The sequence below is a fragment of the Pseudomonas sp. XP1 genome (genome assembly GCF_053557675.1).
This window is the reverse complement of sequence record NZ_JBNRIJ010000016.1, coordinates 64263-79171: the sequence shown is the minus strand read 5'-3', so window position 1 is coordinate 79171 and position 14909 is coordinate 64263. Positions and strand designations below refer to the sequence as shown.

Annotated in this window: 14 protein-coding genes; 9 read left to right on the top strand and 5 right to left on the bottom strand. The window is 64.1% G+C overall.

All coding sequences use genetic code 11. The features are described from left to right. Positions 1-56 precede the first annotated feature (56 nt). Positions 57-596 (bottom strand): molybdenum cofactor biosynthesis protein B, encoded by a 540-nt coding sequence (gene moaB / locus ACK1U9_RS15765; protein WP_046616479.1) that lies wholly within the window; start codon positions 594-596, stop codon positions 57-59. 140 nt (positions 597-736) lie between these two features. On the opposite strand from moaB, the gene ACK1U9_RS15760 reads away from it, so the two are divergent. Beyond that, the gene (locus ACK1U9_RS15760; protein ID WP_085601008.1) at positions 737-1624 is read left to right on the top strand and encodes a LysR family transcriptional regulator; all 888 of its coding nucleotides are present in this window, start codon (positions 737-739) and stop codon (positions 1622-1624) included. On the opposite strand, the gene ACK1U9_RS15755 is transcribed toward ACK1U9_RS15760, so the two are convergent. Further along, entirely contained in the window at positions 1612-2394 is a 783-nt protein-coding gene (locus ACK1U9_RS15755) for an AraC family transcriptional regulator (protein ID WP_108479989.1), read from the bottom strand. The two genes, ACK1U9_RS15760 and ACK1U9_RS15755, sit on opposite strands and share 13 nt — an antisense overlap. Positions 2395-2772: 378 nt before the next feature. On the opposite strand from ACK1U9_RS15755, the gene ACK1U9_RS15750 reads away from it, so the two are divergent. From ACK1U9_RS15750 to ACK1U9_RS15730, 5 genes are all read left to right on the top strand, one after another. After that, complete coding sequence (locus ACK1U9_RS15750; protein WP_015271365.1) at positions 2773-4389, top strand: APC family permease; 1617 nt, start codon at positions 2773-2775, stop codon at positions 4387-4389. A 148-nt stretch (positions 4390-4537) separates the two neighbouring features. Beyond that, positions 4538-5464: a 4-hydroxyproline epimerase gene (locus ACK1U9_RS15745; protein WP_108479990.1), complete on the top strand. Its 927-nt coding sequence runs from the start codon at positions 4538-4540 to the stop codon at positions 5462-5464. A gap of 45 nt (positions 5465-5509) precedes the next feature. Beyond that, positions 5510-6457, top strand: coding sequence for a dihydrodipicolinate synthase family protein (locus ACK1U9_RS15740; RefSeq protein WP_108479991.1), 948 nt, complete (start codon positions 5510-5512; stop codon positions 6455-6457). Between the two features lie 157 nt (positions 6458-6614). Next, positions 6615-8192 carry an aldehyde dehydrogenase (NADP(+)) gene (locus ACK1U9_RS15735; RefSeq protein ID WP_449109999.1) on the top strand — a complete coding sequence of 526 codons (1578 nt, stop codon included), beginning with the start codon at positions 6615-6617 and terminating at the stop codon, positions 8190-8192. Positions 8193-8194: 2 nt separating this feature from the next. Further along, positions 8195-9442, top strand: coding sequence for an NAD(P)/FAD-dependent oxidoreductase (locus ACK1U9_RS15730; RefSeq protein ID WP_085601003.1), 1248 nt, complete (start codon positions 8195-8197; stop codon positions 9440-9442). A gap of 126 nt (positions 9443-9568) precedes the next feature. Here the strand turns inward: ACK1U9_RS15730 and xenA are convergent, their stop codons facing one another. Next, complete coding sequence (gene xenA, locus ACK1U9_RS15725) at positions 9569-10660, bottom strand: xenobiotic reductase XenA (protein WP_046616488.1); 1092 nt, start codon at positions 10658-10660, stop codon at positions 9569-9571. Between the two features lie 50 nt (positions 10661-10710). Here xenA and ACK1U9_RS15720 point away from each other — a divergent pair, with 50 nt between their 5' ends. After that, positions 10711-11046 (top strand): ArsR/SmtB family transcription factor, encoded by a 336-nt coding sequence (locus ACK1U9_RS15720; RefSeq protein WP_046616489.1) that lies wholly within the window; start codon positions 10711-10713, stop codon positions 11044-11046. Positions 11047-11213: 167 nt separating this feature from the next. Here ACK1U9_RS15720 and mqo read toward each other — a convergent pair whose 3' ends face one another. Beyond that, complete coding sequence (gene mqo / locus ACK1U9_RS15715; RefSeq protein ID WP_108479994.1) at positions 11214-12851, bottom strand: malate dehydrogenase (quinone); 1638 nt, start codon at positions 12849-12851, stop codon at positions 11214-11216. 328 nt (positions 12852-13179) lie between these two features. Then, complete coding sequence (locus ACK1U9_RS15710) at positions 13180-13371, bottom strand: YhfL family protein (RefSeq protein ID WP_046616491.1); 192 nt, start codon at positions 13369-13371, stop codon at positions 13180-13182. A gap of 257 nt (positions 13372-13628) precedes the next feature. Here ACK1U9_RS15710 and ACK1U9_RS15705 point away from each other — a divergent pair, with 257 nt between their 5' ends. Both ACK1U9_RS15705 and ACK1U9_RS15700 read left to right on the top strand, forming a co-directional pair. Next, complete coding sequence (locus ACK1U9_RS15705) at positions 13629-14246, top strand: LysE family transporter (protein WP_085706214.1); 618 nt, start codon at positions 13629-13631, stop codon at positions 14244-14246. A gap of 441 nt (positions 14247-14687) precedes the next feature. Continuing rightward, a partial coding sequence (locus tag ACK1U9_RS15700; RefSeq protein ID WP_449109998.1) for a hypothetical protein occupies positions 14688-14909 on the top strand: 222 nt, incomplete at its 3' end.

Below are 14909 nucleotides of genomic sequence, written 5' to 3'. Positions count from 1 at the left end.
TGCGCGATACCTGTGGGAGCGGGTTTACCCGGGAAAGGGCCGGTACAGGAGAAAACTCAGCCCCGGCTTGCACAGGCCTCGATCGGTTTCAGGTGCTTGACGAAGTTGCATGGCCGGTGCCGCGCATCCAGCTGCTCCGCCAGGATACCCTCCCACGCCGTACGGCAGGCCCCGGTGGAGCCCGGCAGGCAGCACACCAACGTGCGGTTGGACAACCCGGCCAGCGCCCGGCTCTGCACGGTCGAGGTGCCGATATCGAGAATCGACAGGGCCCGGAACAGTTCGCCAAAGCCATCGATGCGCTTGTCCAGCAGGCACTCGACCGCTTCCGGCGTGCTGTCACGCCCGGTAAAACCGGTACCGCCGGTGATCAGCACCACCTGCACCTGCTCGTCGGCAATCCAGGTGGCGACCTGGGCGCGGATCTTGTACAGGTCGTCCTTGAGCAACGCCCGCGCCACCAGGCGGTGGCCGATCTCCACCGAGCGACTGGCCAGCAGCTCACCGGAGGTGTCGTTGTCGTAGGTACGGGTGTCGCTGACAGTCAGCACGGCGATGTTGAGCGGTACAAAGACCGCGTCGGATTGGACGCGCACGGTGGGGCTCCTCGAGTGGCATTGCCGCCACGCTAGAGGCATGGCCCGGGGGCGTCCAATCGATATGGCGTACCGACTGATCAATGACATCTATCGCAGACGTGGGGTAAGGTCTGCATAACCCGCTACCAGGCACTTCCATGGACATCAAGCAGCTCAAATTCCTCATCGCACTCGACCAGACCCGCCACTTCGGCCAGGCGGCGGCGCTGTGCCATATCACCCAGCCGACGCTGTCCATGCGCCTGCGCAACCTGGAGGACGAGCTGGACCTGGTGCTGGTCAAGCGCGGCCAACGCTTCGAAGGCTTCACCGAGGCCGGCGAGCGCATCCTGGCCTGGGCCCGTACGCTGCTCGCCGCCCACGACGGCCTGCAGGCCGAGGCCGCCAGCTGCCGTGGCCAAGTGGTAGGCAGCCTGCGCCTGGGCACGGTGCCGCTGGCCAGTTTCAACCCCATGCACCTGCTGCTGCCGCTGCGTGAAAAATACCCCGAACTGCACTTCCAGATCAGCTCGCTCAGCTCGGAACAGGTCATCGACGGGCTCAGCCGCAACCAGCTCGACCTGGGCATCTGCTACCTGGACCAGGTCAACACCAGCTTCTTCGAAGTGATCGAACTGGGCACCACCACCATGGGCCTGCTGCACGATACCCGGCACTTCCAGTTCGCCAGCGACACCTTGCGCTGGGACGAGCTGGGCGACATTCCGCTGGGCCTGCTGAGCAAGGGCATGCACTACCGCCAATCGCTGGACCTGAGTTTCCGCAGCCGTGGCCTGGAGCCGAATGCGGTACTGGAAAGCGACTCGAGCTTCCAGCTGATTCAGGCCATCAACACCGGTATGTGCTGCGCAGTCATGCCGCTGGGCTGCGGCCTGGAAGACCTGAGCGAGCACCTGCGCATCCTGCCGGTGGCCGACGCCGCCATCCACAGCCCGGTCGGCCTGCTGCTGCGCCGCAGCGAACCGCGTTCGGCAATTGCCGAGCAGTGCTTCGATGAGGCGCGGGCGCTGTTTCAGGCCGACTGATCGCTGGTGGCCTGGCGGTACTGGCGCGGCGTGAAGCCGGTCAGTTGCTTGAACTGGCGGCTGAAGGCGCTGTGGTCGGTATAGCCGCAGCGCATCGCCACATCAGTGATCGGCATTTCCGAGTGCAGCAAGCGGTGGGCGTGCTCCAGGCGCGCCTTGTGGATCATCTGCCGTGGTGTGAGGTGGAACACCCGCTTGCAGTAGCGCTCCAGCTGGGCCACGGAAATGCCGGCGATACGGGTCAGCTCGCCCATGCTGATCGGCTGGTGGAAATGTTGGCGGATATGCTCGTCCACCGCCGCCAGGCGCTGGTAGGCAGGGTGGGTATCGGCCGCTGACTGCAAATCGACCGAGATGCCGACCAGGCCGATGATCTCGCCGGCCTGGTTGTACAGCGGGCGCTTGTGGGTCAGGCACCAGCCAGGCTCGCGGCTGCCGTACAGGTGCAGCTCCAGCTGGTCTTCCAGCACCAGGCCCTCTTTGAGAACACGACGGTCCTGCTCGGTGTAGCCGGGGCCCAGCTGTGCCGGGAACACTTCGGCGCTGGTCTTGCCCAGCAGCGGCTGCAGGCGCTTGAGGCCACAACGCTGGACCAGGGTGTTGTTGGCCAGCACATAGCGGGCGGCCGGGTCCTTGATGAAGATCGCGGCGTTGGGGATGGCGTCGAGGATCGGCAGCAGCAGGGACACACCGGCCAGCAGGGCCTCTAGGTTGGCGGGGCGGTGCTGGTCAAGGGACTGGTACAGGGTTGCCAGGGGGGTGTCGGTCATCTGCTCTATCTCGGTTTGCTGTGCCGGCCCTTTCGCGGGCACGCCCGCTCCCACAGGTACCCCACAGAGTTCGAAGCCTGTGCTGTACCTGTGGGAGCGGGCGCGCCCGCGAAGAGGCCAACGATACCCACATACCTCTACAGCCCTTGCTCGGTATGGCTTACAGCCTATTCCACACCCCGGCACCTAGTCACTGCTTTTTTGAAACTGTGCCGATTTCGTCATCCCCCCTGCAGAAAACCATCAAGAACCGGCGCCCCGATCGGTCCACTCTATGCCCCACGCAAGCCGCCCCAAGTCCTACAAGAGCGCGGCCCAAAAAGCCGCATCTCGTGACATCAGACCTGCCTATCCAATAACCAACAAAAAGGCGAACCCATGTCAGGCAAATTCAAAAAACAGTTGTCATTGCTGGACCTCACCTTCATCGGCCTAGGCGCCATCTTCGGCTCCGGCTGGCTGTTCGCCGCCAGCCACGTCTCGGCCATCGCCGGCCCGGCCGGCATCCTGTCCTGGTTCCTTGGCGGCTTCGCCGTACTGTTGCTGGGCATCGTCTATTGCGAACTGGGCGCCGCCCTGCCGCGTGCCGGGGGCGTGGTGCGCTACCCGGTGTACTCCCACGGCCCGCTGCTGGGCTACTTGATGGGCTTCATTACCCTGATCGCCTTTTCCAGCCTGATCGCCATCGAAGTGGTCGCTTCGCGCCAATACGCCGCCGCCTGGTTCCCCGGGCTGACCAAGGCCGGCTCCAGCGACCCGACCGTGCTCGGCTGGCTGGTGCAGTTCGCCCTGCTGGGGCTGTTCTTCTTCCTCAACTACCGCAGCGTGAAAACCTTCGCCAAGGCCAACAACCTGGTCAGCGTGTTCAAGTTCATCGTGCCGCTGCTGGTGATCGGCGTGCTGTTCACTTTCTTCAAGCCGGAAAACTTCGAGGTCCAGGGCTTTGCCCCGTTCGGTCTGTCCGGCGTTGAAATGGCGGTATCGGCCGGTGGCATCATCTTCGCCTACCTGGGCCTGACGCCGATCATTTCGGTGGCCAGCGAAGTGAAGAACCCGCAGCGCACCATCCCCATCGCGCTGATCCTCTCGGTACTGCTGTCCACCGCGATCTACGCCCTGCTGCAACTGGCCTTCCTCGGCAGTGTGCCGACCGAAATGCTGAGCAACGGCTGGGCCGCCGTGACCAAGGAACTGGCCCTGCCCTATCGTGATATCGCCCTGGCCCTGGGTGTGGGCTGGCTGGCCTACCTGGTGGTGGCCGACGCGGTGATCTCGCCCAGCGGCTGCGGCAACATCTACATGAACGCCACCCCGCGCGTGGTCTATGGCTGGGCGCAGACCGGCACCTTCTTCAAGTACTTCACCCGCATCGACGCCGAGTCCGGCATCCCGCGCCCGGCGCTGTGGCTGACCTTTGGCCTGTCGGTGTTCTGGACCCTGCCGTTCCCGTCCTGGGAAGCGCTGATCAACGTGGTTTCCGCCGCTTTGGTACTGAGCTACGCCGTGGCCCCGGTCACCGTCGCCGCACTGCGCCGCAACGCCCCCGACATGCCGCGCCCGTTCCGGGTCAAGGGCATGGGCGTGCTCGGCCCGCTGTCGTTCATCATCGCCGCGCTGATCGTGTACTGGTCTGGCTGGAAGACCGTTTCGTGGCTGCTGGCCCTGCAGATCGTGATGTTCGTGCTGTACCTGCTGTGCGGCCGCTTCGTGCCGACCCAGCACCTGTCGCTGGCCCAGCAAGTGCGCTCGTCGGCATGGCTGATCGGCTTCTACGCGGTGACCATCCTGCTGTCGTGGCTGGGCAGCTTCGGCGGCCTGGGGGTGCTGGGCCACCCGTTCGACACCGTGGTCGTGGCCGCTTGTGCGCTGGGCATCTACTACTGGGGTGCTGCCACCGGCGTGCCTGCCCACCTGGTGCGCCTGGAAGGTGAGGATGAAAGCGAAGCCAGCCATGAACCTCTGGTAGGCCAGCGCCCGGCTGCACTGGCTCCGTAACGGCTACTGGCCCTATCGCCGGCAAGCCGGCTCCCACAGGGTCCGCGCTGACCCAGAGGCCGATGCAATACCTGTGGGAGCTGGCTTGCCGGCGATGAGGCCCGCACAAACAGCACAAGACTTGGCTGATCAAAGAATGGACAAGCTCATGAAACAGATTCACGTCATCGACTCGCACACCGGCGGGGAACCCACCCGCCTGGTGATGAAAGGCTTCCCGCAATTGCGTGGCCGCAGCATGGCCGAGCAGCGCGACGAGCTGCGCGAGCTGCACGACCAGTGGCGCCGCGCCTGCCTGCTGGAACCACGTGGTAACGATGTACTGGTCGGTGCGCTGTACTGCCCACCGGTATCGGCCGACGCCACCTGCGGGGTGATCTTCTTCAACAACGCTGGCTACCTGAACATGTGCGGCCACGGCACCATCGGCCTGGTCGCCTCGCTGCAGCATCTTGGCCTGATCGCACCGGGCGTGCACAAGATCGACACCCCGGTCGGCCAGGTGACCGCCACCCTGCATGAAGATGGCGCCATAACCGTTGGCAACGTGCCGTCCTACCGCTACCGCCAGCAGGTGCAGGTGGAGGTGCCCGGCCATGGCCTGGTGCGTGGCGACATCGCCTGGGGCGGCAACTGGTTTTTCCTCGTCTCCGAACACGGCCAGCGCATCGAACTGGCCAACCGCGAGGCGCTGACCGAATACACCTGGGCGATGCTCAAGGCCCTCGAAGCCCAAGGCATCACCGGTGAAAACGGTGCCCCCATCGACCACGTCGAACTGTTTGCCGACGATGCCAACGCCGACAGTCGCAACTTCGTGATGTGCCCCGGCAAGGCCTACGACCGCTCGCCCTGCGGCACGGGCACCAGCGCCAAGCTGGCCTGCCTGGCCGCCGACGGCAAGCTCGACGAAGGCCAGACCTGGGTACAGGCCAGTATCACCGGCAGCCAGTTCCAGGGCCGCTACGAGCGCGACGGCGACCGCATTCGCCCTTTCATCACCGGCCGCGCCTACATGACCGCCGACAGCACGCTGCTGATCGACGAACAGGACCCGTTCGCCTGGGGCATCTGACCCCGGCTTTTTCCAAAAAATCGAATATCGCGAGGAGTGACAACAATGACCAACAACATCTTCACCGGCACCATGCCCGCCCTGATGACCCCCTGCACCGCCGAGCGCAAGCCGGACTTCGATGCCCTGGTGCGCAAGGGCCGCGAGCTGATCGAGGCCGGCATGAGCGCCGTGGTGTATTGCGGCTCGATGGGCGACTGGCCGCTGCTGACCGAAGCCGAGCGCCAGGAAGGCGTGGCGCGCCTGGTGGCCGCCGGCATTCCGACCATCGTCGGTACCGGCGCGGTGAACACCCGTGAGGCGGTATCCCACGCCGCACACGCGGCCAAGGTTGGCGCCGCCGGCTTGATGGTCATCCCACGCGTGCTCAGCCGCGGCGCCTCGCTGATTGCCCAGAAGCACCACTTCTCGGCCATCCTTGCAGCCGCGCCGAAGCTGCCGGCGGTGATCTACAACAGCCCGTACTACGGCTTCGCCACCCGCGCCGACCTGTTCTTCGAACTGCGCAGCGAGTTCCCCAACCTGATCGGCTTCAAGGAGTTCGGCGGTGGCACCGACCTGCGCTACGCCGCCGAGCACATCACCTCTAAGGATGACGACGTGACCCTGATGGTCGGCGTCGACACCCAGGTGGTGCATGGCTTCGTCAACTGCAACGCCACCGGCGCGATCACCGGCATCGGCAACGCCCTGCCGCGTGAGGTGCTGCACCTGGTGAGCCTGAGCAAGCAGGCGGCCAAGGGTGATGCCAAGGCCCGCCGCCTGGCGCGTGAACTGGAAGCGGCGCTGGCGGTGCTGTCGTCGTTCGATGAAGGCTGTGACCTGGTGCTCTACTACAAGCACCTGATGGTGCTGAACGGTGACAGCGAATACAGCCTGCACTTCAACGAGACCGACGTGCTGACCGACGCCCAGCGCAATTATGCCGAGCAGCAGTACGCGCTGTTCCGCACCTGGTACGCCAGCTGGTCGGCTGAGCAGAACATCGCCTGATCGCCTGATTCACGCCCGAGCCGCAGCCCCTGTGGGAGCGGGTTCACCCGCGAACACCGGCGAAGCCGGTGCCAGGCACCGAGTCGCCTGCTTCGCGGGTAAACCCGCTCCCACAAGAGCTGCGGTCTCCCTTGTTACTGATTCCAAAGGAGGCTCCATGACCCTCACAGGCAACCTGCTGATCGGCCAGACGCCGATAACCGGCAGCCGCGAAGCCATCCGTGCCATCGACCCAGCCACCGGCCAGGCGCTGGAACCGGCCTACCTCGGCGGCACCAGCGAACACGTGGCCCAGGCATGCACCTTGGCCTGGGCGGCGTTCGATGCCTACCGCGAAACCTCGCTCGAGCAACGGGCACAATTCCTCGAAACCATCGCCACGCAGATCGAAGCGCTGGGCGATGCCCTGATCGACCGCGCCGTGGCTGAAAGTGGCCTGCCCAAGGCGCGCATCCAGGGCGAACGTGGCCGCACCTGCACCCAGCTGCGCACCTTCGCCCGCGTGGTACGGGCCGGCGAATGGCTGGACGTGCGGGTCGACAATGCCCTGCCCGAGCGCCAGCCCCTGCCGCGTGCCGACCTGCGCCAGCGCCAGGTGGCCCTGGGGCCGGTGGCGGTATTCGGCGCCAGCAATTTCCCGTTGGCCTTCTCGGTGGCCGGTGGCGACACCGCCTCGGCCCTGGCCGCCGGTTGCCCGGTGGTGGTCAAGGCCCACGGCGCTCACCCGGGCACCAGCGAGCTGGTCGGCCAGGCAGTGGCAAAGGCCGTGAAGCAGTGCGGCCTGCCGGCCGGTGTGTTTTCGCTGTTGTACGGCTCTGGTCGTGAAGTGGGCATTGCACTGGTCAGCGACCCGCGCATCAAGGCTGTTGGCTTTACCGGCTCGCGCAGTGGTGGCATTGCGCTCTGCCAGGCGGCCCAAGCCCGCCCCGAGCCGATCCCGGTGTACGCCGAAATGAGCTCGATCAACCCGGTATTCCTGTTCGACACCGCCCTGCAGACCCGCGCCGAGGCACTGGCACAAGGCTTCGTCGCCTCGCTGACCCAGGGTGCCGGCCAGTTCTGCACCAACCCCGGCCTGGTGATTGCCCGCCAGGGGCCGGCGTTGCAGCGTTTCATCGCCGCCGCCAGCGAACACGTGCGCCAGGCTGCGGCGCAGACCATGCTCACTCCGGGCATCTTCAGTGCCTACCAGGCCGGTGTCGGCGCCCTCGCCGTAAACGCCAATGCACAGGCCGCCGCCAGTGGCCAGGCCGGGCAAGGCCCCAACCAGTGCCAGGCGCAACTGTTCGTGACCCAGGCCGAAGCGTTCCTCGCCGACCCGGCGTTGCAGGCCGAAGTCTTCGGCGCGGCGTCGCTGGTGGTGGCCTGCGCCAACGATGAGCAAGTCCGCCAGGTGGCCGAGCAACTGGAAGGCCAACTGACCGCCACCCTGCAACTGGACGACGCCGACATCGACGGCGCCCGAGCGCTGCTGCCGACCCTTGAACGCAAGGCTGGCCGCATCCTGGTCAATGGCTGGCCGACCGGTGTAGAGGTATGCGACGCGATGGTCCACGGCGGGCCGTTCCCGGCCACCTCCGATGCCCGCAGCACCTCGGTGGGCACGGCGGCGATCCTGCGCTTCCTGCGCCCGGTGTGCTACCAGGACTTCCCCGATGCCCTGCTGCCGCAGGCGCTGAAGCACGGCAACCCGCTGCAACTGCGGCGCCTGCTCGACGGTAAACGGGAAGGCTGAGCATGGTCGAAACCGCTGAAACCGATATCGCCGTGGTCGGCGCCGGCATTGTCGGCGTCGCCTGTGCCCTGCAACTGGCCCGCCAAGGCCGCCGGGTAACCCTGGTCGACCGCCAGGCACCCGGCCAGGGCGCGTCCTACGGCAACGCCGGGCACCTGGCCACCGAGCAGGTATTTCCGATTGCAGACCTGTCGATTCTCAAACGCCTGCCGCGCATGCTGCTGGACCCGATGGGCCCGCTGCGCCTGGACTGGAAGTACCTGCCCAAGGCCATGCCATGGTTCACCCGCTTGCTGCTCAACCTGCGCCCGGGCCCGTTTCAGCGCAGCGTCGCCGGCATCCGCACGTTGAACGAAGGCAGCCTGGGTGCCTGGCAGCGGCTGCTGGGTTCGATCGGGCGCAGCGAGCTGTTCCAGGAAGATGGCTCGTTGCTGGTTTTCGAGCGCCCGGAGTCGCGCCAGGCCCTGGAGGCCTTGCGCACACGCATGCTGCAGCAGGCGGTGCCGGTGGACTTCTGGTCAGCCGACACCGTGCGCGAAGCGGCGCCGCAACTGAGCCCGTCGTTGCTGGGTGGGCTGTTCTTCCCGCGTACCGGGCACTTCATCGACCCGTACCGGGTGGTGTGCGAACTGTTCGAAGCAGCCAAGGCCAGTGGCGTGCGCTTTGTTCAGGCGCAGGTCGATGGCGGACGTCTGCACGGCGGCGGGGTCAGCCTGGCCAGCGACCAGGGCTCGCTCGATGCCCGCCAGGTACTGATCAGTTGTGGCGCGCATTCTGCGCGGTTGACCGCCGCGCTGACCGGCAAGCAGGTGCCACTGGACACCGAGCGCGGCTACCACCTGATGTTGCCTGGCGAGCATCAGCGTTTGCCCTTTGCAGTCACATCGCTGGAGCGCAAGTTCATCATGACGCCCATGGCCGAGGGCTTGCGCCTGGCCGGCACGGTGGAATTCGCCGGGCTGGACGCGCCGCCGAGCATGCAACGGGCGTGGCAGTTGCACAGGTTGAGCAAGGGGTTGTTCCAGCGGGACTTGAGTGTGGAGGGAGCAACGCCGTGGATGGGCTTGCGTCCTTCGTTGCCGGATTCGTTGCCGGTGATCGACCGGGTGTGTGATGGGCGAGTGCTGTTGGCATTCGGGCATCAGCACCTGGGGTTGACCCAGGCAGCAGTGACGGCGGAATGGGTGGGACGGTTGGCTGAGATGGCCGGTGGACCGGAGATGGCGGCTTACCGGTTGGATCGGTTTTAGCCTGTGCTGGCCTCTTCGCGGGTGAACCCGCTCCCACAGGGATCGCACAGGCCTTGAGGGCAGTGGAGATCCTGTGGGAGCGGGTTTACCCGCGAATGGGCTGTGCACAGCAGCCCCCTTCTGAACTCAGCGATAACGCTCGAGCCAGTGCGCATACGGTGCAGGCAAGGTCCAGGAGGCTTTCTCCACACCCAACTCCTTGGCCGCAAAGTAAGCCCAGTGCGGGTCGGCCAGGTGCGCACGCCCTACCGATACCAGGTCCAGCTGGTTGGCCTGCAGCGCTGCTTCCGCCAGTTGCGGCGTACCAAACCCCCACGCAGAGGTAACCGGCAGCTTCGCCTCACGGCGCACGCGCTCGGCAATCGGCCCCATGAACGCCGGGCCCCACGGGATCTTGGTATCGGGAATGGTGAAGCCGACACTCACGCTCAGCAGGTCGAGGCCACCAGTCTTGAAGCGGCGTGCCAGTTCGATCGACTCTTCCAGGGTCTGCTCATCGCGACCGTCGTATTCCAGCACACCAAAACGCGCGGTCAGTGGCAGGTTCTCTGGCCATACCTCACGCACCGCTGCCAAAGTTTCCAGCAGGAAGCGGCTGCGGTTGTCGAAGCTGCCACCGTAGGCATCGGTACGCTTGTTGGAGTGTTCGGAGAAGAAGCTCTGGCCCAGGTAACCATGGGCAAAGTGCAGCTCGATCCATTCGAAACCGGCATCGCGCGCACGGCGGGCGGCATCGACGAAGTCCTGCTTGACCCGGGCGATGTCGTCCAGAGTCATCTCGCGCGGCACTTTTGGCAGATGCGCGCCAAAGGCGATGGCGGACGGGGCGATGGTTTCCCAACCACGGGCGTCGTCGGCAGCAATGTGGTCGTCACCTTCCCACGGGCGGTTGGCGCTGGCCTTGCGCCCGGCGTGGGCAATCTGGATACCCGGCACGGAACCGGCGGCCTTGATTGCCTGCACCACCGGCACGAAAGCCTGGGCGTGGGCATCGCTCCAGATACCGGCGCAACCGGGGGTGATGCGCCCTTCCGGTGCCACGGCAGTGGCCTCGACCACCAGCAGGCCGGCTCCGCCACGGGCCAGGCCGGCCAGATGCACGTGATGCCAGTCGTTGATCATGCCGTCCTCGGCCATGTACTGGCACATCGGAGGAATGGCAATGCGGTTGCGCAGGGTGACGTCCTTGAGGGTATAGGGTTCGAACAAGGCGGACATGGGCAAGCTCCAGAGCTGTTTGATTACGATAGTTCGATCATAATCGAACTATGGCAATTAATGATAGCCCCGTTATCATGACGACCATGCGAGCCTATCAACATCCCAATTCTGAAGACCTTACCCTGGAACGCCTGCTCTACGCCCTGAGCGACCCGGTGCGCCTGGGTATCGTGCGTCACCTGGCGGGCGTGGCCGAAGCCAGCTGTGGCGAGCTGGACGGCGGCCGGCCGAAGTCAAGCATGTCCCACCATTTTCGCGTGCTGCGTGATGCGGGGTTGGTGCATACCCGCAATGTGGGGACTACCCATATGAATTCGTTGCGTAGCGAGATGCTGGCGGAGCGGTTTCCCGGGTTGCTGGACTGCATTCTGCGGCAGCAGTGATTTACCTGTGCCGGCCTTTTCGCGGGTAAACCCGCTCCCACAGGGATAGCGCTGGCCACAGGCTTGGCGCAATCCCTGTGGGAGCGGGTTTACCCGCGAAAGGGCCGGTACAGGCAACAAAAAAGCCACGAGGTCTCCCCCGTGGCTTCTTTCAAAACAATGGCCGATTACAGCGCCATGTCATTCTCAGGCTTGCTCTCGACCGGCTGGCTCGGTGCAGCCGTGGTGCCGACACTCTCGTCGATCACCGGTGGCTTCTCGAGCTGCAGCACTTCAGCGGTGTAGTTCCACTCTTTCTGGGTGGCCGCCGCCGAGTCGTTCAGCTTGGTGCCGTAGCTCGGCACGATCTGCTTGATCTTGGCCTGCCACTCAGGGGTGGCGACCTTCTCCTTGAACACGGTTTCCAGCACGTTCAGCATGATCGGTGCAGCAGTCGAAGCACCTGGCGATGCCCCCAGCAGGCCGGCGATGGTGCGGTCTTCGGAAGCGACCACTTCGGTGCCCAGCTTCAGCACGCCGCCCTTCTCGGCATCACGCTTGATGATCTGCACGCGCTGGCCGGCCTGCCACAGGCGCCAGTCTTCCTTCTTGGCGTTCGGGAAGTAGGTGCGCAGGGCTTCGAAGCGGTCGTCGTCAGACAGCATCAACTGGCCAGCGAGGTATTCCACCAGCGGGTACTGATCGATGCCGACCTTGGTCATCGGCCACACGTTGTGGGTGGTGGTGCTACTCAGCAGGTCCAGGTACGAGCCGTTCTTCAGGAACTTGGTCGAGAAGGTGGCGAATGGACCAAACAGGATCACGCGCTTGCCGTCAAGCACGCGGGTGTCCAGGTGCGGAACCGACATGGGTGGCGCGCCGGTCGAGGCGATACCGTAGGCCTTGGCCATGTGCTGCATGGCCACGGTCGGGTTCTCGGTCACCAGGAACGAGCCGCCCACCGGGAAGCCCGCGTATTCCTTGGCTTCAGGAATGCCCGACTTCTGCAGCAGCTTCAGCGCGCCGCCGCCGGCACCGATGAACAGGAACTTGGCGTCGGTGGCCGATTCGCTACCGTCCTTCAGGTTCTTGTACTCGACGTGCCACGAGCCGTCCTTGTTGCGAGTGATGTCCTGCACTTCGCTGGACAGCTTCAGGTCGAAGTTTTCCTGGGTTTTCAGGTGGCCGACGAACTGTCGGGTGATCTCGCCGAAGTTGACATCGGTACCAATAGGCGTCCAGGTCACGGCCAGCTTCTGGTTCGGGTCGCGGCCTTCCATCATCAGCGGGACCCACTTGGCGATCTGCGCGTGGTCCTCGGAGTACTGCATCGGGCGGAACAGCGGGCTGGCCTGCAGCGCGTCATAACGCTTTTTCAGGAACTTGATGTTGTCATCGCCCCACACGAAGCTCATGTGCGGCGTGGTGTTGATGAACGAATGCGGGTTCTTCAACACGCCCTGGCGGACCTGCCACGACCAGAACTGGCGGGAGATCTGGAAGGCCTCGTTGATTTCGATGGCCTTGGTGATGTTGACGTTGCCGTCCTTGTCTTCCGGGGTGTAGTTCAGCTCGGCCAGCGCGGAGTGGCCGGTACCGGCGTTGTTCCAGCCGTTGGAGCTTTCTTCGGCCACACCATCCAGGCGCTCGACCATTTCCATCGACCAGCTTGGCTCCAGCTCGTGCAGCCAAACGGCCAGGGTAGAGCTCATGATGCCGCCGCCGACCAGCAGCACATCTACTTTCTTGGTTTCTGCGGCGTGCGCTTGCATGACGCTTGCAGCGACAGCCAGACCCAGCAAGGTCTTGCCAGCTTTCTTGAACATTGATCGATTCCAGTCAGGAGAACAGAGGGCGGGCCTGTGGCTGGCCCAGGTAAAGCGTGTTCTGCAGCGCAGGCTTGTTGTTGATCATTGTTCAGCAGCCAGAGAACCAGAAAACGACTCGGCCTTTTGTCGAATTGACCGACACGGCTGAATCGTTTTTCCGATTGTAGCTTAAATGCCAGCACAAACAAATTGCCACCCGGAGCGTCAAGGCGACGGGTTGCCTCAGTGGCAGATTGTCACGCGGAAAAACAAAAACCCCCGATCACGGAAATGACCGGGGGCCTTGGATCACGCTGCAAGCGTCGCGATCAGGGTACCGCCAAGATTACTGCTGCTGAGGCAGTTTATCGATCGGGCCGCAGCCACCGATGATCTTGGAGATGGAAACCGAAGGGTGGAACAGGTAGTCGTAGCTGCAGTTTTTCGGCTGGTTGTAAACCTGGCCGGTGCAACCCGACAGCAGGGCAACACCCGAAACGACAGCAACGGCAACGGTAGCCTTGAACAGCTTTTTCATACTAAGTCCTTTAAATGAATCATCTAAGGCCATCATTCTGATGGCGGCGGGATGATACAGAACCCAAGCATTGGATCCAAGCTTCAAGGTGCAGTTGTTGGTTGCACGTGTGCAACAACTAGTTGCCGTTGTAGGAAATGTCCCGCACTTCTGAAATTTGAGCGCCTGTTTTCAATTTTCGGGCAGATGGTTGAAAAGCGGACCGGTGGCGACGATAGTCTTGAACTCTGCCTACGCACCACCAACAGGAGTTCTCCATGCTCGGCGTCACCGACTACGGCGCGTTCGTCATCGCCTTCATCATCGTCCTGGCCATCCCCGGGCCAGGCAACTTCGCCCTGATCACCGCCACCGGCAAGGGCGGGATCAAGGCAGGCATGGCCGCGACCTGTGGGGTTATCCTGGGTGACCAGGTGCTGCTGTGGCTGGCGGTGGCTGGCGTTGCCACCCTGCTGACGGCCTACCCTGCCGCCTTCCACGTGGTGCAATGGGCCGGTGCTGCGTACCTGGCCTACCTGGGCCTGCGCATGCTGCTGAGCAAACCCGGTGGCGCGCCGCGGGCCAGCCGTATGGACAACGGCCAGTACCTGCGCCAGACCATGATGATCACCCTGCTCAACCCCAAGGCGATCATGTTCTACATGGCATTTTTCCCGTTGTTCGTCGACCCGGTGAAGCATCAGGGGCTGGTGACTTTCGGCTTCCTCGCGGCGACGGTGGCGGTGGTGACCTTCCTGTACGGGTTGATTGCGGTGGTGCTGACGCACCAGTTGGCCGAACGCATGCGCGCCAACCCACGGATTGCCAATATGTTCGAGCGGTTGGCGGGGGCTTGCCTGGTGGGGTTCGGCATCAAACTGGCGGCAATGCGCTGAAGGCCCTGGGGGGCGCTTTGCGCCCCTTTCGCGACGCAAGACCGCTCCTACAAGCGATCGCACCAGGCTGGACCTGTGCGCAATCCCCTGTAGGAGCGGCCTTGTGTCGCGATGGGCCGCAAAGCGGCCCCCAGTCCTACAGCTGAAACTCAGAATAATCCCCTTCCCTGTAGGCCATTTCCCAAACATACTGCCAACCCGCTCAAACTGTTGCGACGGATTGGGTCGCGCTCTAGTCTCGGCTTGTCGTTTCGAAATCAACGACCGGCTTTGACAGGCCGACGATTTCCCGCACACGTGCACTGTTTATGGCGGCTGTACGTGGGGCACCTCGTGTGCGCCGAGTTACTCCGGGATCCTCGGTCTGTCAACCCATGTACAGCTGCCACCCTCTTGTTTGACAGCAAGCTTGCGGCAGCTCCAATGATCCTGGAGATGTGTATGCGCAAGATGGTCCCCGATCCACCCCACTCCCTCGATTCCACCCAGGCTCTGCAAGACGCCCTGGTCCAGTCCTCAGAGTACGTACTCTGCGCCCTGTTCGTGGCCCGCCAATCCGTGCAACTCAAACCCACGGCCCCAAGTTCGATCGTGATGCAGGCCGTGATCCATGAAATGGAAGCGGTACAGGGCCTGGTCGAGTCGGCATTGATGCAATTGCAG

Bases quoted from the DNA above. Each gene is read 5' to 3' on its own strand.
- ACK1U9_RS15760 (WP_085601008.1), top strand. From the start codon at position 737: ATGGACATCAAGCAGCTCAAATTCCTCATCGCACTCGACCAGACCCGC.
- ACK1U9_RS15755 (WP_108479989.1), bottom strand. From the start codon at position 2,394: ATGACCGACACCCCCCTGGCAACCCTGTACCAGTCCCTTGACCAGCAC.
- ACK1U9_RS15750 (WP_015271365.1), top strand. From the start codon at position 2,773: ATGTCAGGCAAATTCAAAAAACAGTTGTCATTGCTGGACCTCACCTTC.
- ACK1U9_RS15745 (WP_108479990.1), top strand. From the start codon at position 4,538: ATGAAACAGATTCACGTCATCGACTCGCACACCGGCGGGGAACCCACC.
- ACK1U9_RS15740 (WP_108479991.1), top strand. From the start codon at position 5,510: ATGACCAACAACATCTTCACCGGCACCATGCCCGCCCTGATGACCCCC.
- ACK1U9_RS15735 (WP_449109999.1), top strand. From the start codon at position 6,615: ATGACCCTCACAGGCAACCTGCTGATCGGCCAGACGCCGATAACCGGC.
- ACK1U9_RS15730 (WP_085601003.1), top strand. From the start codon at position 8,195: ATGGTCGAAACCGCTGAAACCGATATCGCCGTGGTCGGCGCCGGCATT.
- xenA (WP_046616488.1), bottom strand. From the start codon at position 10,660: ATGTCCGCCTTGTTCGAACCCTATACCCTCAAGGACGTCACCCTGCGC.
- ACK1U9_RS15720 (WP_046616489.1), top strand. From the start codon at position 10,711: ATGGCAATTAATGATAGCCCCGTTATCATGACGACCATGCGAGCCTAT.
- mqo (WP_108479994.1), bottom strand. From the start codon at position 12,851: ATGTTCAAGAAAGCTGGCAAGACCTTGCTGGGTCTGGCTGTCGCTGCA.
- ACK1U9_RS15710 (WP_046616491.1), bottom strand. From the start codon at position 13,371: ATGAAAAAGCTGTTCAAGGCTACCGTTGCCGTTGCTGTCGTTTCGGGT.
- ACK1U9_RS15705 (WP_085706214.1), top strand. From the start codon at position 13,629: ATGCTCGGCGTCACCGACTACGGCGCGTTCGTCATCGCCTTCATCATC.